The sequence below is a fragment of the Bacillus sp. TE9106W genome, assembly GCF_054062215.1.
The window spans coordinates 126,260-146,982 of record NZ_JBSSFA010000012.1 but is presented as its reverse complement, the minus strand read 5'-3'; the positions used below and the strand labels follow the sequence as shown (position 1 = coordinate 146,982).

Below are 20,723 nucleotides of genomic sequence, written 5' to 3'. Positions count from 1 at the left end.
GTATACCCAAGTTCGGCTGAAGGGATCGGTCTTGAAAACCGACAGGCGGCGAGAGTCGCGCGGGGGTTCGAATCCCTCTACCTCCTCCATTTTTTCTTAATTAAATATTTTATCGTCGCGGGGTGGAGCAGTCTGGTAGCTCGTCGGGCTCATAACCCGAAGGTCGCAGGTTCAAATCCTGTCCCCGCAACCAAGGTCCCGTGGTGTAGTGGTTAACATGCCTGCCTGTCACGCAGGAGATCGCCGGTTCGACCCCGGTCGGGACCGCCATTTTTACATAAAGGCTCGGTAGCTCAGTCGGTAGAGCAGAGGACTGAAAATCCTCGTGTCGGCGGTTCGATTCCGTCCCGAGCCACCATTTTGAAGTCGCAAGCCGGCTTAGCTCAATTGGTAGAGCAACTGACTTGTAATCAGTAGGTTGGGGGTTCAAGTCCTCTAGCCGGCACCACTTTCAAAATGAGCCATTAGCTCAGTTGGTAGAGCATCTGACTTTTAATCAGAGGGTCGAAGGTTCGAGTCCTTCATGGCTCACCATTTATAATTTAATGCGGGTGTAGTTTAGTGGTAAAACAAGAGCCTTCCAAGCTCTGGTCGAGAGTTCGATTCTCTTCACCCGCTTTTCAATTATGGGCCTATAGCTCAGCTGGTTAGAGCGCACGCCTGATAAGCGTGAGGTCGATGGTTCGAGTCCATTTAGGCCCACCATAATTGTTCCGCAGTAGCTCAGTGGTAGAGCTATCGGCTGTTAACCGATCGGTCGTAGGTTCGAGTCCTACCTGCGGAGCCATATTTATAGAGAAGTACCCAAGTGGCTCAAGGGGCTCCCCTGCTAAGGGAGTAGATCGCGAACGCGGTGCGAGGGTTCGAATCCCTTCTTCTCTGCCAGTAATTGGCCCGTTGGTCAAGTGGTTAAGACACCGCCCTTTCACGGCGGTAACACGGGTTCGAATCCCGTACGGGTCATACTAAAAGAGATAGCATAATCTGCTATCTCTTTTTTGTTGTGGAAAAGTGGACTTTGGGTAGAAAAAAGGGGATACTCAAGGTCATTAACGAAATGGCACTTAGAAATATATCATAGCTGGGAAGATCCTAAGGAATTAGTTGTAGAGTTATTAGATACAGTTGAATAATAAAAATTGAAATATGGTAAAGGGTGCTTTAATTGAGCTTTTTAATATTGAAATTGCTGTATTAGGCGCTACCGCGGAAAACAAATAGTATAAATAGAAGAAGCTGTCTCTCAATAGGTGGTCTACTGGAGACAGCTTTTTTATGTTGTCATTATTGTCGAGTTTTGTCGGTAAGTCGATATATTGCAAAAATCGCTGATATAATTTGAGTTACGGTCGATAAATTTCAAAAATCGCTGATATATTTGGAGTTACAGTCGATATATTCTAAAAATCGCCGATATAATTTCACTTACCGACAAAAACCATAGAAAAACCCTTTCACAATCTAAAGAAAACGCCTTCATTGAAATGGATTCCACACCGATTCTAATAACTTTACACTCTATGTGAAAAAGTTCACAAATAGGTCATAATTTGTGAAGTAATTCACAATAATACGTGCTACAATATGAGTGTAAAGAAGTTAAACAACATTAAATTAGTATTTTAATTAATTACTTAAACAATCATAAAAAATATATGTGAACAATAGAGAGGGGAAATTACCATGAAAAAAGGTATCAATCGTGTAGTATTAGTAGGAACAGGAGCTGTAGGTTGTAGTTATGCTTACTCAATGATCAACCAAGGTGTAGCTGAAGAATTCGTATTAGTAGATGTTAATGAAGCAAAAGCAGAAGGGGAAGCAATGGACTTAAGCCATGCGGTACCATTCTCTCCATCACCAACAAAAGTTTGGAGCGGTAGCTATGCAGATTGTAAAGATGCAGATTTAGTAGTTATCACTGCTGGATTACCACAAAAGCCAGGTGAGACTCGCTTAGACTTAGTTGAGAAAAATACAAAGATCTTTAAACAAATCGTTCGCGGTATTATGGATAGCGGATTTGATGGAATCTTCTTAATCGCAACTAACCCAGTTGATATTTTAACTTACGTAACTTGGAAAGAATCTGGTCTACCAAAAGAGCGCGTAATCGGTTCTGGTACTACTTTAGACTCTGCTCGTTTCCGTTATATGTTAGGTGACTACTTAGATGTAGATCCACGTAACGTTCATGCTTACATCGTTGGTGAACACGGTGACACTGAACTTCCAGTATGGAGCCACGCTACTATCGGTGTACAAAAACTAGAAACAATTTTAGCTAACAACGAGCAGTACAAACAAGAAGACTTAGACAAAATCTTCGAAAATGTACGTGATGCAGCTTACCATATTATCGAGCGTAAAGGTGCAACTTACTACGGAATCGGTATGTCACTACTTCGTGTAACTAAAGCAATCTTAAACAACGAGAACAGCGTATTAACTGTATCTGCATACCTTGAAGGTCAATACGGTGAGAAAGATGCTTACGTAGGTGTTCCAGCTGTCATTAACCGTGAAGGTGTACGTGAAATCGTAGAGCTTGAGTTAAATGAAGAAGAAAAAGCGAAATTCGCTCATTCTGTAAAAGTATTAAAAGAAACAATGGCACCAGTACTATAATAATTGCTAAATAGTTCAGAGGCGGGAAACTGCTTCCTACCTCTGAACTTATATAATTTCATATAAATTCCTTTTCCGGTTTCCCTTGTATATCCCCAATATACCCCTTTTGCTGGAACAGGGTCGTTTATAGAAAAGAGCACTCTACTTTATATAGAGTGCTCTTTATTATTATTTTTTAGGCGTTAATCCCAATTTCTTTAAAATATCTGCCAGTGTACCGCTTTTAGATTTTTCGGCAGCTGTTTGTGATTTAGATGCATCGGGACCTTTTTTCAAGAAGTTCTTTTCAACGAAGCGAATATCTTTTTCGTCGACAATACCATCTTTGTTAAGGTCGCCGTCTTTTACAGATAGTCCCTTTTTACCATAGTTGCTAGCGATAATTTCAGCATCTTTTATATCAATTACTTTATCTCCATTTACATCACCGGCAAGGTTTTCATCAAGGCGTGCATAATAATATTGGCCAAGTAGCTTACCATCTTTTTCAGTACCAAGTTTCGTTGTTAGTCGGCTTGTTAAATGCCCTGGTACTTCTACATATAAGTTGTAGTCGCGTTTATTAACAGGAAGTCCATTTAATTTGAAGTATCCGTATTTATCTAGTGAGCCTTCAAACTTATGACGGTAAGAATCAGTCGCATATACTTTTACGCCAAGCTTTGTATAATCGAACTTTTCATCTAAATAGCCACGTTCATTTAAGAATGCACCAGGTTTAATATTTCCTTCTACTAGTGAGTTTAAAGACATAACTGAGAATGTTTGATCTTGAAGGACACGCATTCTATTTGGCTCTGTTTCTCCTGGTTTCCAGTATACAAACACTGGTGACTCTAATTGAGCATTTGCCTCATAAAACTCATCATTTTCTACTTTGAACGTTACATCAATGAACGGGAAATCACCATCTAATCCAGCGAAGTTTTTGTCATCGATAGTACCGCCAACTGTAACAGAATCTTCTTCTAGTTTCGGTTCGTTTACTTTTGCTGTTACCCCTTTTTCAGAAAGCAGTTTTTCAAAAGCAGGATTCAATTTCGCATTTGCAAATTTGAAGTTCTTCTCTAGGAATTTTACGTTAAATTCCCCAGCAACGAATTGTTTTACGTGTTTCGCGTTTAGGGTTACTGTGAACTCGTCCCCTTTATATAATTCTTTTTTATCATAACTAGCCTTTGCATATTGAGCTCCTTGCTGGATAAACCAATAATTATTTACACCGCTTGGATAGTCAGGACCTGCAGTTGCATAATCGAAAATATATACGCCTGTGTTCATTGGACCTTCCACTTTAAAGGATTCAGGAGTAATACCAACTTTAAAGTCACCATTTGCATCAATAGGTAAAAACTTATGCAAGTATGGAGAATAGTCATAATACATAACTCCGTTTGCTTCTTGCGTAATGTTTAACCCTTTTCCTTTTAAGTAGTCAACGTTTGAATCATACACATTTCCTTTAATCCAGAGTGCTTTTTTACCATCTTCTACTGTATAATTCTCTTCATTTAACTCGTAAATACCAGGCTTTAATCCAGTTAATTTCACTTCAGGTGGTGTGTTATCGATGATGACATAATCACCTTTCACACGTGCTTTACCATCTTTATCATAGCCAACAAATTCAATTGTGTAATCGCCTTCTGGTAAATCAATTTTTTCATCACCGATTGGTTTTGCAGGATCATTTGTAAAAGGATATACTTTTCCGTTAAAGAAGGATTCTAAGTAGTAATACACATCAGTTTTTAGGCCACTCGTGTTTAACGTCCCAATGAAGCCAAGCGCTTTATTTGTTTTTGAATCTTTCACGATAAGGTCTAACGTTTCTAGATTGCTGTTTAATTGGAATGCCCCGTGCACGTATGATTCGCGGTAAGGGTTAAATTTAGTTGTATCCGTTGAGATGGCTTTTCTAGATAGAATCGCGTCTTCAATACCAGGCTCTGATATACGAATAGAGAACGGAATTTGGTATGTTTCTTCTTTATTTTTCGTATTTGTAATATGAATATATCCTTCATATCGACCTTGTTTTACACCAGCTGGAACATTAATTTTTGCTTCAATTTCATCTGATTTGCTAGCATCAAGAGTAATTGTTTCTGGGGTAGAAACTTTTACACCATTTGCGATAGCATCGTTAATAGAAGAAGAAGCTGGTGTATAAGAAATTTCTGTTTTAAATTCTTTCTTCTCTTGTTTATTATGGTTTTCAACTTTTATATTTCGTTTTTGTTCAAGAGCTTCACCATCTTTTTGATAAAACTTCCCGAATGCAATAGATCCAGTTTCTTCTGGTACTTCAATTACTTCATCATTTACAACTGTTTTTGTTTTATCTAGTACTTTAAAACTTGTTTCCGTATGAACGGCGTTGTAAGCATCTATTCGTCCAGCTCCAACTTCGTATACAGAATACTTTTCTTTTAAATCATCAGCCGTGTTCATAAGAGATGCTTTTACATCGAATGGAGAGTATTCTGGATGTTCTTGTAAAATAAGAGCAGCAACGCCCGCGATATGTGGAGAAGCCATGGATGTTCCTTGCATACGCTCATAGGAAACGTCATAGTTTTCACCCTCTTGTGGGTCATTAATATATTCAGGTACTGTTGAAAGGACAGCAACACCAGGAGCTGTAATATCAGGTTTAATATCATCATTTGATGTAACAGGGCCGCGTGAGCTAAAGTCTGCAAGATGATCGCCTTCTGTTTGAATATAAGTAAGTTCGCCAAAGCTAAAGGATTTATTACCTTGTTCGATTTGAGCTTTTAGTTTTTCACCGTCTTCTTTCGTTAAGCGGAATGCTGGAATGTATTTTGTACTTTCGCCAACGTAGAAAGGAATTTCTCCGGCTACATTGTTATAAATAATAACGGCTTTTGCACCTGCTTGTTTCGCATTCGCGATTTTTTCATCAAATGACAGTGTACCACGTGCAATAAGAGCGATTTTTCCTTTTACATCTTTTTTACTAAACTCGTTAGCCGTACCAATTCCTACCGATTCAATAGGTAAAGTTTGTCCCTTGAAATCCTCTATTTTATTAGTGAAGTTTTTGCCAAATAAAATCAAGTTAGGAAATTGTAATTGTCCAGCATGACCTGATAGTTTCGGTAAGGAAATAGAGCTATCGCTTGCCCCGACTGTAATCGCAAAGGGAGAAGCACCTGGTGATCCGAGTGTTGCTGGATTTGGTCCAGAGTTACCAGCGGCAACGACTGTAACAACACCAGAAAGCATTGCGTTGTTAACAGCGATAGACGTTGGATCAAGCGGATTGTTGCTCTCATCACCTAACGATAAGTTAATGACGTTCATACCGTCAGAAATAGATTTATCGATTGCAGCAATAATACCTGAACTAGCTCCACTTCCGTATGGACCGAGTACACGATAGTTATATAGTTCAATGTCAGGTGCAACACCTTTTACTGCGGAATCTGATTTGTTTTTCTTTTGAGCAGAAACGATACCTGCTACGTGAGTACCGTGGGCTGTGTAGAAGGAAGAACCACGATCATCAAATTCAGGAGCACCAGATTGTTGCCACTCTGTATAAGTTGTTTCCATAGGATCTGCGTCGTTGCTAATAAAGTCCCAACCTTTTACGGAGTTTGGATCTATCTTGCTAGAATCTTCGCCAGGTTTTGCGCGATAGCCTTTATACACGTCTTTTAAGTCAGGATGATTGTAATCAATACCTGTATCTAATACACCAACTTTAATTCCTTTTCCGGTAATACCTTCGTTATGTAACTTATCGACTCCAATTTGCGGAATGCTATCTGTTAGTTTTTGAGGTGCTTTTTGCTCAGATTGTTTTGGTAAATTTAATTTCACTTCGTAATCTTTCCAAATACGTTTTACAACACCAATCCGCAACAATTCTTCTACTGTATTTGCAGGTAATGTCAGCGCAACCCCATTTATCGCATGTTTATAAGAACGTTTAATTTGTACAGACTGGAAATTCCCTGACTTTACTGATGGGCTGAAGTGATAAAGACGTTTTAGTCCTTTTTGAAATTCCTCATGCTCTTGATCAATACGTGCCTTTATATTTTCAGGAGCAGCTTGTAACCCTTTTTCTTTTTGTTTTAATTCATTAATCTTTACTGGAGCTGTTTGAAATTCTACAATGATATTTACAGGCTCAGAACTACTCGTATTAATATCTGGCGAGATAGTAAAACCAGGATTGGCATCTAACGTTTGTAATGCCTGGCGCTGTTCTTTAGAAAGTTTTGATAGTAAAGACTGGGCGTTTGAAGAGTCAATTTGGTTAATAGGATTTTCAGCAAGTACATTGAATGGAAGGGCAGTTGAAAATAAAACGCCAGCCGTTACAATTCCGGTAACAAAACGATTTTTCTTTTTCATGTATAAGCCTCCGATAATTTATATTTTAAAATTTATTTCTCCGTGCCTGGTGTTTGCTTTGCATGGAATGTCCAGTTTAGCTGTAAGGAATCACCCTGGAATTTATTTTGATCTTGTTCGTTGTCTTCAAAGGAGAAGAGCACGTGTAAATAATCTGTTTCACCAGATTTAATACCGTCTATTAAGTTATGACGTTCTAGAGAAGTAGCTACATCCTCAGGTTTCATAGTTTTTAATTGTGATAGTTTTGTTTCCCACAAAATTTCATGATCATCGTTTGGATTAGATGGTTTTCCATCATTCACTAAAAATTTGACGATGATGTGATCGCCTAAATCTTCACCATTATTATTTTTCTTTACATCAGTAACTTCATAGGATGTTTCAAGTGCTACTTTTGCAATATCCAATGTCCCTTTATTTTCAAGCGCGAAATTCTTTTCAATAAAGTCACCTGGTTTTAAATCTTTCACATCAATAATTACACTTGGATTAATAGAAAGATCTAGTGTTCCAGCTTGAAATGAGTTACTAGATGTTTCAGAATCACTGAAGTAGGCGAATACACCGCCGAATGTAAGGGATAAGCCAAGCGTTGCTGTGACAACTCCCATTCCAACCTTTTGTTTTAATGACATAAGAAAGCCCCCTAATTAATTTTTATAGAGACTGTTCGCAACAAGGATAAATAAGTAAACATAGTAGTCCGCTATGAATTGTAGTTACGAAAAGTCGTTGTTCTTTATTGAGAACAAGTATATGCTTATAAAATTTCCATTTCAATAAAAATATGACAAAAAATGTTGAGAAACATTTTTTTATGACGGATTATTTTGTTGCGATTTTAAGTGGTAAATAACGTGAAAAAGAGGGTAAAGCGAATAAAATAGGTATTGAGAAATAAATAGTAAGGTGAAGGACTAATAAAAAATGAAGCGTTTTCAATGAATATTCGTCAAAATTCGATATTTTATATAGAAATGTGAAAAAAATTAAACATTTTTAAGAAAAAAACGTATATTTTTTATAAATTAACAAGGATATTTCAGTTTTTCGCAGAATTGGTAAAGTATAAAAAATTCTGTCATCTTAGTGAGGTGAGCATATTGAGTGTAATAAATTGTGAAGAAGTGAAACGAGATGAGTTTCATACCGAAAAGTACTATGACAGTTATAACATCTTTGGCGCACATATTGTGACGGAAGATGAGATGCGAGGTGTACGATTTACAGTATGGGCTCCTCATGCGAAAGCAATGAGTGTTGTTGGAGATTTTAATGAATGGGATTATGAGCAACATAAGATGCTGCAAGTGACAGAAGAGGGAATTTGGTCCCTATTTATACCGCATATAGAAGAAAGAGAAATATATAAATATGCGATTGAAACGATGGCTGGTGATGTCATTTTTAAGGCAGATCCGTATGCTGTGTATGCAGAAGTAAGACCGAATACGGCATCTGTAGTTTTTGATATAAAGGGATACGAATGGAATGATAAAAACTGGAGCCGTAAGAAAAAGAAAAAATCGGTTTATAAAGAAGCGATGACAGTTTATGAATTACATTTCGGTTCTTGGAAAAAGAAAGAAGATGGAACACTGTATTCTTACAGAGAAATGGCAGAAGAACTCATTCCTTATGTGGTGGAACATCAATTTACACATATTGAAATTATGCCGCTTGTTGAGCATCCATATGATCGTTCTTGGGGATACCAAGGGACGGGATATTATGCAGCAACGAGTAGATTCGGCACGCCATATGATTTGATGCATTTTGTCGATGAATGTCATAAATATGGAATCGGTGTCATTTTAGATTGGGTGCCGGGGCATTTTTGTAAAGATGCTCACGGTTTATATTTGTTTGATGGGACACCGACTTATGAATATAAAGATAAAGATGTGCAAGAAAATCCAGTATGGGGAACTGTTAACTTTGATTTAGGAAAGAGGGAAGTACGTAATTTCTTAATTTCAAATGCGTTATTTTGGATGCGATATTTCCATATTGATGGTTTCAGGGTGGATGCAGTTGCGAACATGCTGTACTGGAATAAAGAAGGACAAGAGCAAAGTAATGAGCACGCTGTTTCATTTTTACGAGAGTTAAATGAAGCGGTGTTTGCAGAGGATGAAGATTTTCTTATGACAGCAGAGGATTCAACAGCTTGGCCACTTGTAACAGCTCCAACATATGAAGGTGGGCTTGGATTCAATTACAAATGGAATATGGGCTGGATGAATGACGTGCTGAAATATATGGAATGTGCGCCAGAGTACAGAAAATATATTCATGATAAAATGACGTTCTCTTTACTATATGCTTACTCTGAAAATTTCATATTACCGCTTTCTCATGATGAAGTCGTTCATGGGAAAAAGTCGTTATTAAATAAAATGCCAGGAGACTACTGGGATAAGTTTGCTCAACTTCGTTTATTATATGGATATTTCTTTACTCACCCAGGAAAGAAATTACTTTTCATGGGAGGAGAATTCGGGCAGTTTGATGAGTGGAAAGACCTTGAAGATTTAGATTGGAATTTACATGATTTTGAAATGCATCGTTATATGCATGATTACTTTAAAGAGCTCATAGCATTGTATAAGCGCTCTAAACCACTTTGGCAGCTTGATCATTCGCGTGAAGGATTTCAGTGGATTGATGCTAATAATAATGAGCAAAGTATTTTCTCTTTTATCCGCCAAGGGGATAAACAAGAAGATGCGTTAGTTGTCGTATGTAATTTTACGAAAGCTACATATGAAAACTATAAAGTAGGTGTACCAGATTTCGAGTATTATAACGAGATTTTAAACAGTGATGCTGAGCAATATGGCGGATCAGGGCAAGTAAATAAGAAACGTCTTAAGGCGATTCAAGAACCGTATCATAATCAAACAGCACATGTAGAAATTACAATTCCACCATTTGGCGTATCCATATTACGACCAGTGAAGACGAGAAAGGGGAGCAAAAAACAAGATGGCTCAAAAACAAAAGTGCGTAGCAATGTTACTAGCAGGGGGAAAAGGTAGTCGATTAAGTGCATTAACAAAAAATTTAGCCAAGCCAGCTGTTCCATTTGGTGGTAAATATCGCATTATTGATTTTACGCTAAGTAACTGCGCGAATTCTGGTATTGAAACGGTTGGGATTTTAACGCAATATCAACCGCTAGAACTTCATAATTATATCGGAATTGGCAATGCGTGGGATTTAGACCGAGTAAGCGGTGGAGTCACAGTATTACCTCCTTATGCGGAGTCTTCAGGTGTGAAGTGGTACACAGGTACGGCAAGTGCCATTTATCAAAACTTAAACTATTTAAGTCAATATGAGCCAGAGTATGTTCTCATTTTATCAGGCGACCATATTTATAAAATGGATTACAGTAAAATGCTGGATTACCATATTGAGAAAGAAGCGGACGTTTCGATTTCTGTTATTGAAGTGCCTTGGGATGAGGCGAGTCGCTTTGGCATTATGAATACGAACGAAGAGATGGAGATTGTTGAATTTGAGGAGAAACCGCAATTTCCAAGAAGTAATCTTGCATCAATGGGAATCTACATTTTTAACTGGGCAATTTTGAAAGAGTATTTAGAAATGGATGCAAGAAACCCTGAATCTAGTAATGATTTCGGAAAAGATGTACTTCCGCTTTTATTAGATGAAGGGAAGAAGCTAATGGCGTATCCGTTTGAAGGATATTGGAAAGATGTTGGTACAGTGAAGAGCTTATGGGAAGCGAATATGGATTTACTGCGCGATGAAACATCGCTGAATTTAAACGACCGTGACTGGCGTATTTATTCTGTTAATCCAAACGAACCGCCTCAATATATTGCTGAAAAGGCAAAAGTAGAAGAATCACTTATTAACGAAGGGTGCGTCATTGAAGGGGATGTGAAGCATTCTGTCTTATTCCAAGGGGTGACGGTGGAAGAAGGTAGTATGGTTATTGATTCTGTCGTTATGCCAGGAGCGAAGATTGGAAAAAATGTTGTAATTGAAAGAGCGATTGTTGGATCGGAAATGGTTATTGAAGATGGAACAATTATTCGTCCAGAAAAGAATGTTGACGATGTAGTACTTATTGCTGAAGGGAAATAGAAAAGGGGGATGAAATGAATGGGAGAAAAAATGTTAGGAATTATTAATGCAACGGGAAGTTTTCTTTCCTTAAAGAAAGTAACAGGGCATCGTTCACTAGCGGCGTTACCGTTTGGGGGCCGTTATCGACTCATTGATTTCATGCTTTCAAATATGGTGAATTCTAATATTCATAGTGTGGCAGTTTTTACAAGCCATAAAAACCGTTCACTAATGGACCACGTTGGTTCAGGAAAACAGTGGGATTTAGATAGAAAACGAGACGGACTGTTTTTATTCCCCCCAAATTGCCAATGTGACCAAGATGAATTTGGATCTTTTGCACATTTTAGAAGACATATTGATTATTTTCTAAGAAGCAGAGAAGAGTACGTCGTTATTACGAATAGCCATCTCGTAACAGCATTAAATTTTCAAGCAGTGTTAGAGCGACATATACATACGGCAGCTGATATTACGGAAGTTTGCCATGAAGGGGTTTCACTTCAAACATACGTGTTAAAGAAACAATTATTGTTAGACTTATTTGAGGCATATAAAGATATGGAGCAATATAGCTTATTCGATGTAGTGAGAGAAAAGCGCGGGAAATCACTGCATATTGCTACATATGAGCATACAGGATATGTAGCTATTATTGATTCGATTGAAAGCTACTATAAACATAGCTTAGAAATTTTGCAACCTGCTATTTGGAAGCAAGTATTTAAGAAAGAAGCACCAATCTTTACGAAAGTAAAAGATGAACCACCAACTCGTTATGTAAAGGGTGCAGCTGTGAAAAATACAATGATTGCAAACGGCAGTATTATCGAAGGTGAAGTAGAAAATAGTGTTGTCTCCCGTTCTGTTAAAATTGGGAAAGGTTCAATTGTTCGTAATAGCATTATTATGCAAAAGAGCCAAATTGGAGATAACTGTATAATAGACGGTGTTATTATTGATAAAGACGTGAAAATTGGTGACGGTGTTGTCTTAAAAGGAAACGCCGATGAGCCATACGTTGTAGAAAAAGGAAGCGTTCAAAACAGTACGATTAATAGTTATTCTTAAGAAATCAGTGGGGGTCTTTCCTCCACTGATTAAAGTTTTAATTTAAATGAAAACTCGAAGGGAGGAAGCTGCAAGGGAAGTAGTAGAAGCTTTTCGTGCAGTGGGACAACAAGTGAATATTTTATTTGCAGTATCAGAATGTGTACCATTTGTGAAATCGGGAGGATTAGCTGATGTAGCAGGTGCGCTCCCAAAAGAGCTAAAAAAATTAGGTGTGGAAGTTCGCATTATACTCCCGAATTATAGTCTTATTCCGCAAAAATTAAGGGATGGATGTACGCTACATAAAGTAATTAACGTCCCGCTTGGCTGGAGAAATCAATATTGTGGAATTTTAAAAGGTGAGCAAGACGGGATTACGTATTACTTAATAGATAATGAATATTATTTTAAGAGAGATTCTCTGTATGGTCATTATGATGATGGAGAGCGTTTTTCTTATTTCTCGAAAGCAGTATTAGAGTGTATCCCGCACCTTGATTTCGAGGTGGATGTTCTTCATAGCCATGATTGGCATACAGCTATGGTGAATTTTTTACTGCGTGAAAAGTATCAAGATAACCCATTATATGAGCATATTAAAACGGTATATACGATTCATAACTTGCAGTTCCAAGGTGTATTTCCTCCTGAAGTGATGTACGACTTGTTAGAGCTTGGTGATGAATATTTTCATAGTGAGCAGTTAGAGTTTTATGGAAATGTGAACTTTATGAAGGGTGGTATTATCGCTTCGGATCAAATTACAGCGGTTAGCCCGACGTACAAAGAAGAAATTCAATATGAATTTTTCGGTGAGAAGTTAGATGGATTACTACGAAAATATAATGATAAGCTTAGCGGCATTGTAAATGGAATTGATACGAGCGTATATAATCCCGAAACGGATTCCTATATTACTGCTCAGTACGATGCGGATTCATTATATGAAAAGAATGAAAATAAACGCGCCTTGCAGCGTTATTTTGGTTTGCCAGAAAAAGAAGATACACCGATTATTTCAATGGTAACGAGATTAACGAAGCAAAAAGGTCTTGATTTAGTACGTACTGTATTTCGTGAAATAATGGAGGAAGATGTACAATGTATTATTTTAGGATCAGGTGATTCGGAATATGAGCAATTCTTTGAGTGGATGGCATACGAGTATCCTGAGAAGGTAAAAGTGTATATCGGTTTTAATGAGGAATTAGCTCACCAAGTGTATGCGGGAAGTGATTTATTCTTAATGCCATCACTATTTGAACCGTGTGGACTGGGACAACTTATCGCATTAGCGTATGGTACGATTCCAATTGTAAGGGAAACAGGTGGATTAAATGATACTGTACAATCTTATGACGAAGAAACTGGAGAAGGAAATGGTTTCAGTTTCACGAACTTTAATGCACATGACATGTTGCACACGGTTCTTCGTGCAATTGAATTTTATCATGATAAACCGGTATGGGATAGGCTTGTAAAACAAGCGATGACTGAAGATTATAGCTGGGAGAAATCAGCTCTTGCTTATAAGAAATTGTATAAAAGTCTCATGGAATAACATGTAGGTGGTGAAGAAATGTTTACTCATGTTGAAAGTTTCAAATCAGCTTTTCTAGAAAAGTTAGAAACGATGTATGGTAAAAGTTTCAAAGACTCTACAACTCGTGATCAATACAACACGCTTGGGTACATGGTGCGTGAGTATATGAATAGTCAATGGATTGCAACGAATGAAAGTTATCGATCTGGAGAGCGAAAGCAAATGTATTACTTATCCATTGAGTTTTTACTTGGGCGTTTGCTTGGAAGTAACATATTAAATTTAGGTATCAGGGATGTATGTGAGCAAGGACTTTCTGAGCTTGGCATTTCTTTGCAACAGTTAGAAGAGGTGGAAGCAGATGCAGGTCTTGGAAATGGTGGACTTGGACGATTAGCAGCCTGTTTCCTTGATTCACTTGCATCGTTAAACTTACCAGGTCATGGCTGTGGAATTCGTTACAAACACGGCTTATTCGATCAAAAAATTGTGGATGGTTATCAAGTTGAATTTCCAGAACAGTGGCTTCTTCATGAAAACGTATGGGAAGTAAGAAGGCATGATCAAGCTGTAGAAGTAAGCTATTTCGGCAATGTTGAACCACTCTACATTGATGGACGTTTAGAGTTCAGGCATACGAATGCAGAAGTAATTATGGCAGTACCATATGACGTTCCAGTAGTAGGTTATGAGACGAGTACTGTAAATACACTTAGACTTTGGAATGCGGAACCAGTTCCTTTCCCGCAAAATTGCAAAGATATTTTGAAATATAAGCGTGAAACAGAGGCGGTATCGGAGTTTTTATATCCAGATGATACGCATGATGAGGGGAAAATACTTCGTTTGAAACAACAGTATTTCCTCGTATCAGCAAGCTTGCAAAATATCGTTCGTTTGCATAGAGAAAGATATGGTGACCTTCGTCAATTACATGAGAAAATTGCGATTCATATTAATGATACACATCCAGTTTTGGCGATTCCAGAACTAATGCGTATTTTATTAGATGAAGAAAAACTAGCGTGGGAAGAAGCTTGGCACATAACGACGCAAACGATTTCTTATACGAATCATACGACGTTATCAGAAGCACTTGAGAAGTGGCCAATTCACATTTTCAAACCGTTATTACCGAGAATTTATATGATTATTGAAGAGATTAATGAACGTTTCTGTCATGAACTTTGGGAACGTTATCCGTATGAATGGCATCGTATTGAAGAGATGGCGATTATTGCGCATGATCTTGTGAAAATGGCTCATTTGGCAATTGTCGGTAGCCATAGCGTAAACGGTGTAGCAAAAATTCATACGGAGATTTTAAAACAACGTGAAATGCGATTGTTTTATGAGTTTTATCCAGATAAGTTTAATAATAAAACGAATGGAATCGCTCATAGACGCTGGTTAATGAAGGCGAATCCACAGCTGACAAACCTTATTTCAGAGGCGATTGGAACAGAGTGGAAGAAAGAACCGATTAAGCTTCAAGAGCTACAATTAGTTCAATACGATGCGAGTTTCCAAGAGAAATTTGCAGAGGTAAAACAAGAGCGTAAAGAGATTTTAGCGGAGCGTATTCATAATACAATGGGGATTACAATTGATCCTAATTCTATTTTTGATGTGCAAGTAAAAAGACTACATGCTTACAAACGACAATTGTTAAACGTTCTTCATATTTTATATTTGTATAACCGTTTGAAAGAGGATGCTAGTTTTACATTTTATCCGCGTACTTTTATCTTTGGAGCGAAAGCGTCACCTGGCTATTACTATGCGAAAAAGATTATTAAATTAATTAATGAACTCGCAAGGAAAGTGAATAATGATCCGTATGTAAGCCAGTATATGAAAGTTATCTTTCTAGAAAACTATCGAGTGTCTTTAGCGGAAGATATATTCCCAGCGGCCGATGTCAGTGAACAAATTTCAACAGCGAGTAAAGAAGCATCCGGAACAGGGAATATGAAATTTATGATGAATGGTGCGATTACGCTCGGCACGTTAGACGGAGCAAATATTGAAATAAAAGATAGAGTCGGTGATGATAACTGTTTCATTTTCGGTTTAACGGCCGAAGAAGTTCTTCATTACTATCAAAATGGTGGATATCGTGCAAGTGATTATTATCACCACAATGGGCACATTAAAAAGGTGGTAGATCAGTTAACGAATGGTTTCTTTGCACAGTCGGGAGCTGAATTTGAAGCAATTTACGATTCTCTCGTTATTCAAAATGATGAGTATTTCGTTCTGCGAGATTTTGGTCCATATGCGGAAAGGCAAGAAGCTGTTGGTAGAGCTTATGAAAACCGAACGAAGTGGCTAGAAATGTCAATTTTAAACATTGCACAATCTGGTCATTTTGCGAGCGATCGAACGATTTTACAGTATAGTAATGAGATTTGGGGTATTGGTAATACAGTTACACAAATTTAAAGAGATTGCTAGGTCGGAAAAGGCTATATGAAATTTATATCGGCGATTTGTAAGGTATATCAGCGATTCTTAACTTTTATCGGCGGTTTTCACATTTTATCGACCGATACTTAAAATATATCAGCGATTTTTAAGATATATCGATTTACCGACAAAAAATGACACTAATAAATAAACCGAGCTTAAACTTATTAAGCTCGGTGTTCTTTTTTGCTTAAGAAAGAAATGGGATAGCAGTATATATGATACCTGTTCCATCATATTCTCCTGTCGCAAAGTATGAAAATGTAAAGAAACCCGTAAACGAAAAAATTACAATGAGAAAAAGTGCAAAGATAAATTTTAGCATGTAAGGTCCCCTCATCCAAAAATAACTTCATATATTATTATAGTATAAGGATATTTAATTTCCAATTGTTTACTGGTTAAAAATGAGAAGTCAGACATGTTTTGTATGTTGTCATGGCATGATTATTTGCAATAGATTTTGTGTTTTTTGTAAAAGTCATGTTGTGATGAACGTGTGCATATTCCCAGTCTTGTTCATTAAAATGGACATTGCGCGGGGGGAGAAGAGGAACGACGTCAAATAAATTAACAAAGCGAAAGCTACTAGCTACTTGTAGTTTATAATAATTACGAAATGCAATATCGCCCACTTTTGGGGAGGCAAATGTATAAAGACCGTACTGTGCGAAGGCGGTGTTGATACGCGCATCAAGTATATGTAGTGTGGCAAGCGCGCCGCCTAAGCTATGACCTGTTGCAAGAAGTTTTTTATGGGCTGGTAGTGATACGAGCATATCCATAATAGAATCCCGGCAAGACTCATAAATGGAAAGAAAACCGTTATGGACATTTCCGCTATTTAAAGCATATGGATATGGTTTTTGGTTAACGAGTGAATCGATAATCCAGTCTGTATCTGTTTGTGTCCCGCGAAAAGCTACAATAATCGTATCCTCAGATTCTAATATGAATCCGAACCATTCTGTCGTTTGAATGGTTTTTCCTTGAAAGCCTTGTACATATTGAAAACCATCTGGTATTTCAAAAATCCCATTTTGTTTATATTGTTCATATGTTAACTCACAACAAGAAGCTAACAGTATGGCAGTATCTTTATCAAAGGATAAAGGAGTACGCATTAAGGGAGCCTCCTTAAGAAAAGGTATAGTTCAATATATGCAGTGAGGGACTTGATTCATTCTTTTGGAGAGTTTTGAAAATGAGGCGTATACATTTAGTTACGTGAGGGAAAAGAGTAAAAGTATAGTTTACCAAAATAAAAAGCGCCCCATAAGGGCACCCTTTTACTCTTTCCCATCTAATAAACGACCAAGTCCACCTAAAACGCTACCTTCACCACTGCCTTGAGCAGCTGGGCTTGTCAGTCGTGCTGCTAAGCGGCTAAGTGTTAAGGACTGGATCCAAACTGTTCCAGGGCCTTCTAACGTTGCAAAGAATAAACCTTCGCCGCCAAATAGAGCTGTTTTTACTTTTCCAACGAACTCGACATCGTAGTTAACGTCTTTTGTCATGGCAACGAGACAACCTGTATCAATGCGAAGTTTTTCGCCAGGCTTTAATTCACGTTTATATACAGTTCCGCCTGCGTGCATGAAAGCAAGTCCATCACCTTCAAGTTTTTGCATGATGAAACCTTCACCACCGAAGAAACCAGTTCCTATTTTTTTCGTAAACTCAATGCCGATAGAAACGCCTTTTGCGGCACAAAGAAACGCATCTTTTTGACAAACTACTTTCCCTTGATATTCTGTTAAATCTACAGGAATAATTTTACCCGGATAAGGAGCAGCAAAGGATACGTGACGTTTGCCGTGACCTGTATTTGTGAATACAGTCATAAACATGCTTTCACCTGTAACGAGACGTTTACCAGCGCCCATTAACTTTCCGAATAAGCCTCCAGATGGTCCAGAACCATCCCCGAAGATTGTTTCCATTTCGATGTAATCTTCCATCATCATCATTGCTCCAGCTTCTGCGATAACGCTTTCTTCTGGGTCTAACTCAATTTCAACAAACTGCATATCATCGCCGTATAATTTATACTCGATTTCATGTGCTTGCATTCTTTTCACCTCATAAATATGTAGTAATTATATTGTACAGAAATTATTAGAATTAGAACACTATAGTTTTGTTAATTTTCCAATAAAATATGAATATGGAAATTCAACATTATATTAAAATTATAAAAAAATGATGGAATGAAAGTGTTCTCATTTGACGTTTTTGATATAGCGTGATATAGTGAAGTCACTATTGAGCTACATAATGTGGTACGGAAATAAAGCACGTTGAATTAAAGGCTGTAAGCTTGTTATACATTCATGTCCTTTATATCCACCTTTTCATGTGGATTCATAGTTTCATTTTTATTTAGGAGGTACATGACATGCAAACAGGTAAAGTTAAATGGTTTAACAGCGAAAAAGGTTTCGGTTTCATCGAAGTTGAAGGTGGAGACGATGTATTCGTTCACTTCTCAGCTATCCAAGGTGACGGATTCAAAACTTTAGAAGAAGGTCAAGAAGTTTCTTTCGAAATCGTTGAAGGTAACCGTGGACCACAAGCTGCTAACGTTACAAAAAACTAATTAGCTAGCGATAAAAAGCATTCCGATTTTCGGAATGCTTTTTTTTATTCTTTGGAACTCGACTCATTTGAAGATAATTCGCCCTTAAAGGTGCGGTCTTCAAAGTCATCAAGCATCTGTTCATATTCTTCATGCTCTTCCGTAGCGAAAACTTGCGGATTTTTCCCATACATATCTGTACCGATAAAGTTCTCAAAATCCTCTACGTAGCCTACATTCTCTTCGCTATTTACGTACATGCCATTATAGTTTTTTGAATCTCGTCTTTCTAAATCTGCTGGTGTTTCGGATGTTCCGTAATTGGCAACATCTTGCCATGAATCCTCAGCATCGTACCCTACAGAATGATTTTCGTCATGTTTGTGAAAAGAAGGAGACAACACTTCTTCTTCAACTGGTCGTGTATCCATATTTAATTTATTTGTCGTGTGCTGGATGCATGTTGTAGCAGTCGGCATTGCTTCTAACCTTTCAAATGGAATTTCTTCGCCAGACACTTCGCAAATGCCGTACGTACCCGCTTCTATTTTTTGCAGGGCATGTTTCGTATCTTCTAGCTGTTTATGCCAAAGTTCAATCAGTCCGAAGTCTTTTTCACGTTCATATAGCTCTGTTGCCATATCAGCCGGATGGTTATCGTAGCTAGATAATTCTCCAACGGAATCGCGTTCAGATGCACGATCTTCATTTTCATGTGTTTGTATCGTTTGCTCTAGTTCTTGTTTTTGTTTTTCTAAAACGGATTTAAATTGATTTATTTGTTGTGGAGTTAACATAGTCGTCCACCTTCCTACAATTCAGTTTCTTTACATAGTATGAGCGTTGCGAGTAGGAATTATGAGCTGAAATTGGTATATGAAAAAGGAGCCGCATTAGCGGCTCCTTTTAAAGGAAATATCCAAGTAATAATCCGATTCCCATAAGGAGACCGAAGATTGTATTTGTTTTTGCTGTTGCTATCATCGCAGGTACCATTTCCATTGGAATGCTTTTGCCGATAAAGCCTTTCGTCGCTTTAAATGCTTTCGGGGCACTTAAAAATACGATAAGCATCCATGGTGATACGATGCCCACGATAATTAAAGCAATTGTCCAAATGTAGGAAACGATGAACATAGAAGCAAGTACACCAACGGCTCTTTCACGTCCAACGAGAATGGCTAACGTTTTACGACCATTTTCTTTATCGCCATCTAAGTCACGGATGTTATTAGCTAGTAAAATGGCACCAATTAAAATGGAGCTTGGAATAGATAGTAAAACGACTTCTGATGTTACAGTTCCAGTTTGAATAAAGAATGAAATCCCGATAATAATGACACCCATAAATAATCCGGCTGTTAACTCTCCAAATGGTGTATAGGCAATTGGAAGTGGGCCGCCTGTATAAAGGTAAGCAACGGCCATACAAACAAGACCGATTGCCGCAAGCCACCAGCTAGAATTCATACAAATATACACACCTAATAGTATTGCGATGCCGAAAAATCCAAATGCTAAGTTAAGCACTGTTTTTGGCTGAATGCCATCGCGAACGATAGCGCCGCCGATACCGACTGAACCTTCGTGATCAAGTCCTCTTTTATAATCAAAGTATTCATTAAACATGTTTGTTGCTGCCTGAATGAGAAGACAAGCAAGAAGCATTATAAGGAAAAGAGGGAGATGTATTTGATTTATACCTCCGACCTGCATTGCATAGGCTGTTCCGATGAAAACAGGAACGAAAGCTGCTGTTAATGTATGGGGACGTAGTAAACTCCACCAAATGCGCCAGCCTGTTTGCTTACTTGGCTTTGGCGCCGTAGGAGAGGAATTCGTTTCGACGTTCATTTCCATGTTGAATCCTCCTTTGGTCACATATTGTACACAACTAAGTGTAGAAAAAGCATCATTTAGTGTCAACGTTTATTTTCTAGGAAGAGAAGGTGA

At 37.8% G+C, this 20,723-nt stretch carries 15 protein-coding genes and 10 tRNA genes; 18 read left to right on the top strand and 7 right to left on the bottom strand.

The window, feature by feature from the left end; genetic code table 11:
• Window positions 1–116 precede the first annotated feature (116 nt).
• The 12 genes from ACVWY7_RS20475 (at window position 117) to ACVWY7_RS20420 (ending at window position 2,628) form a co-directional block, all read left to right on the top strand.
• Window positions 117–193 (top strand) — tRNA-Met (locus ACVWY7_RS20475).
• A 1-nt stretch (window position 194) separates the two neighbouring features.
• Window positions 195–270: transfer RNA gene (locus ACVWY7_RS20470), tRNA-Asp, on the top strand.
• Window positions 271–282: 12 nt separating this feature from the next.
• Window positions 283–358: transfer RNA gene (locus ACVWY7_RS20465), tRNA-Phe, on the top strand.
• A 14-nt stretch (window positions 359–372) separates the two neighbouring features.
• Window positions 373–448 (top strand) — tRNA-Thr (locus ACVWY7_RS20460).
• A gap of 10 nt (window positions 449–458) precedes the next feature.
• Window positions 459–534 (top strand) — tRNA-Lys (locus ACVWY7_RS20455).
• 13 nt (window positions 535–547) lie between these two features.
• Window positions 548–618 (top strand) — tRNA-Gly (locus tag ACVWY7_RS20450).
• Window positions 619–628: 10 nt separating this feature from the next.
• Window positions 629–705 (top strand) — tRNA-Ile (locus tag ACVWY7_RS20445).
• 7 nt (window positions 706–712) lie between these two features.
• Window positions 713–787, top strand: a tRNA-Asn gene (locus tag ACVWY7_RS20440).
• Window positions 788–794: 7 nt separating this feature from the next.
• Window positions 795–885: transfer RNA gene (locus ACVWY7_RS20435), tRNA-Ser, on the top strand.
• 6 nt (window positions 886–891) lie between these two features.
• Window positions 892–963 (top strand) — tRNA-Glu (locus tag ACVWY7_RS20430).
• Window positions 964–1,001: 38 nt separating this feature from the next.
• The gene (locus tag ACVWY7_RS20425; protein WP_456523949.1) at window positions 1,002–1,133 is read left to right on the top strand and encodes a regulator; all 132 of its coding nucleotides are present in this window, start codon (window positions 1,002–1,004) and stop codon (window positions 1,131–1,133) included.
• Window positions 1,134–1,683: 550 nt separating this feature from the next.
• A complete protein-coding gene (locus tag ACVWY7_RS20420) occupies window positions 1,684–2,628 on the top strand; it encodes an L-lactate dehydrogenase (RefSeq protein ID WP_000715339.1) in 945 nt (314 codons plus the stop codon).
• Between the two features lie 171 nt (window positions 2,629–2,799).
• Here ACVWY7_RS20420 and ACVWY7_RS20415 read toward each other — a convergent pair whose 3' ends face one another.
• Together ACVWY7_RS20415 and ACVWY7_RS20410 are read right to left on the bottom strand one after the other, a co-directional pair.
• Window positions 2,800–7,023 carry a S8 family serine peptidase gene (locus ACVWY7_RS20415; protein ID WP_073522379.1) on the bottom strand — a complete coding sequence of 1,408 codons (4,224 nt, stop codon included), beginning with the start codon at window positions 7,021–7,023 and terminating at the stop codon, window positions 2,800–2,802.
• Between the two features lie 32 nt (window positions 7,024–7,055).
• Window positions 7,056–7,661: a CalY family protein gene (locus ACVWY7_RS20410; protein ID WP_073522377.1), complete on the bottom strand. Its 606-nt coding sequence runs from the start codon at window positions 7,659–7,661 to the stop codon at window positions 7,056–7,058.
• Between the two features lie 468 nt (window positions 7,662–8,129).
• Between ACVWY7_RS20410 and glgB the strand changes: the two genes are divergently transcribed.
• The 5 genes from glgB to glgP all read left to right on the top strand — a co-directional run bounded on the left by glgB (window position 8,130) and on the right by glgP (window position 16,168).
• The gene (glgB, locus tag ACVWY7_RS20405) at window positions 8,130–10,067 is read left to right on the top strand and encodes a 1,4-alpha-glucan branching protein GlgB (protein ID WP_000111369.1); all 1,938 of its coding nucleotides are present in this window, start codon (window positions 8,130–8,132) and stop codon (window positions 10,065–10,067) included.
• On the top strand, window positions 10,015–11,145 hold the full coding sequence (gene glgC / locus ACVWY7_RS20400) for a glucose-1-phosphate adenylyltransferase (protein WP_000057611.1): 1,131 nt from the start codon (window positions 10,015–10,017) through the stop codon (window positions 11,143–11,145). Before glgB ends, glgC begins: the two co-directional genes overlap by 53 nt.
• Before the next feature lie 18 nt (window positions 11,146–11,163).
• The gene (glgD, locus tag ACVWY7_RS20395) at window positions 11,164–12,198 is read left to right on the top strand and encodes a glucose-1-phosphate adenylyltransferase subunit GlgD (protein WP_456523948.1); all 1,035 of its coding nucleotides are present in this window, start codon (window positions 11,164–11,166) and stop codon (window positions 12,196–12,198) included.
• Between the two features lie 112 nt (window positions 12,199–12,310).
• Window positions 12,311–13,741 carry a glycogen synthase GlgA gene (gene glgA, locus ACVWY7_RS20390; RefSeq protein WP_033682644.1) on the top strand — a complete coding sequence of 477 codons (1,431 nt, stop codon included), beginning with the start codon at window positions 12,311–12,313 and terminating at the stop codon, window positions 13,739–13,741.
• Between the two features lie 18 nt (window positions 13,742–13,759).
• Window positions 13,760–16,168 carry a glycogen phosphorylase gene (glgP, locus tag ACVWY7_RS20385; protein WP_000494083.1) on the top strand — a complete coding sequence of 803 codons (2,409 nt, stop codon included), beginning with the start codon at window positions 13,760–13,762 and terminating at the stop codon, window positions 16,166–16,168.
• Window positions 16,169–16,382: 214 nt separating this feature from the next.
• On the opposite strand, the gene ACVWY7_RS20380 is transcribed toward glgP, so the two are convergent.
• The 3 genes from ACVWY7_RS20380 to ACVWY7_RS20370 all read right to left on the bottom strand — a co-directional run bounded on the left by ACVWY7_RS20380 (window position 16,383) and on the right by ACVWY7_RS20370 (window position 18,264).
• Window positions 16,383–16,517, bottom strand: a complete 135-nt coding sequence (locus tag ACVWY7_RS20380; RefSeq protein ID WP_000911067.1) for a hypothetical protein — start codon at window positions 16,515–16,517, stop codon at window positions 16,383–16,385.
• A 76-nt stretch (window positions 16,518–16,593) separates the two neighbouring features.
• Window positions 16,594–17,316 carry a lipase family protein gene (locus tag ACVWY7_RS20375; protein ID WP_001260120.1) on the bottom strand — a complete coding sequence of 241 codons (723 nt, stop codon included), beginning with the start codon at window positions 17,314–17,316 and terminating at the stop codon, window positions 16,594–16,596.
• A gap of 165 nt (window positions 17,317–17,481) precedes the next feature.
• A complete protein-coding gene (locus ACVWY7_RS20370) occupies window positions 17,482–18,264 on the bottom strand; it encodes a TIGR00266 family protein (RefSeq protein WP_001147836.1) in 783 nt (260 codons plus the stop codon).
• A gap of 326 nt (window positions 18,265–18,590) precedes the next feature.
• Here ACVWY7_RS20370 and cspD point away from each other — a divergent pair, with 326 nt between their 5' ends.
• Window positions 18,591–18,791 carry a cold-shock protein CspD gene (gene cspD / locus ACVWY7_RS20365; protein ID WP_001193054.1) on the top strand — a complete coding sequence of 67 codons (201 nt, stop codon included), beginning with the start codon at window positions 18,591–18,593 and terminating at the stop codon, window positions 18,789–18,791.
• 44 nt (window positions 18,792–18,835) lie between these two features.
• Here the strand turns inward: cspD and ACVWY7_RS20360 are convergent, their stop codons facing one another.
• Both ACVWY7_RS20360 and ACVWY7_RS20355 read right to left on the bottom strand, forming a co-directional pair.
• Window positions 18,836–19,567, bottom strand: a complete 732-nt coding sequence (locus ACVWY7_RS20360; protein ID WP_073522376.1) for a yteA family sporulation protein — start codon at window positions 19,565–19,567, stop codon at window positions 18,836–18,838.
• Between the two features lie 109 nt (window positions 19,568–19,676).
• Entirely contained in the window at window positions 19,677–20,630 is a 954-nt protein-coding gene (locus ACVWY7_RS20355) for a 1,4-dihydroxy-2-naphthoate polyprenyltransferase (protein ID WP_000425747.1), read from the bottom strand.
• Between the last annotated feature and the right edge of the window lie 93 nt (window positions 20,631–20,723).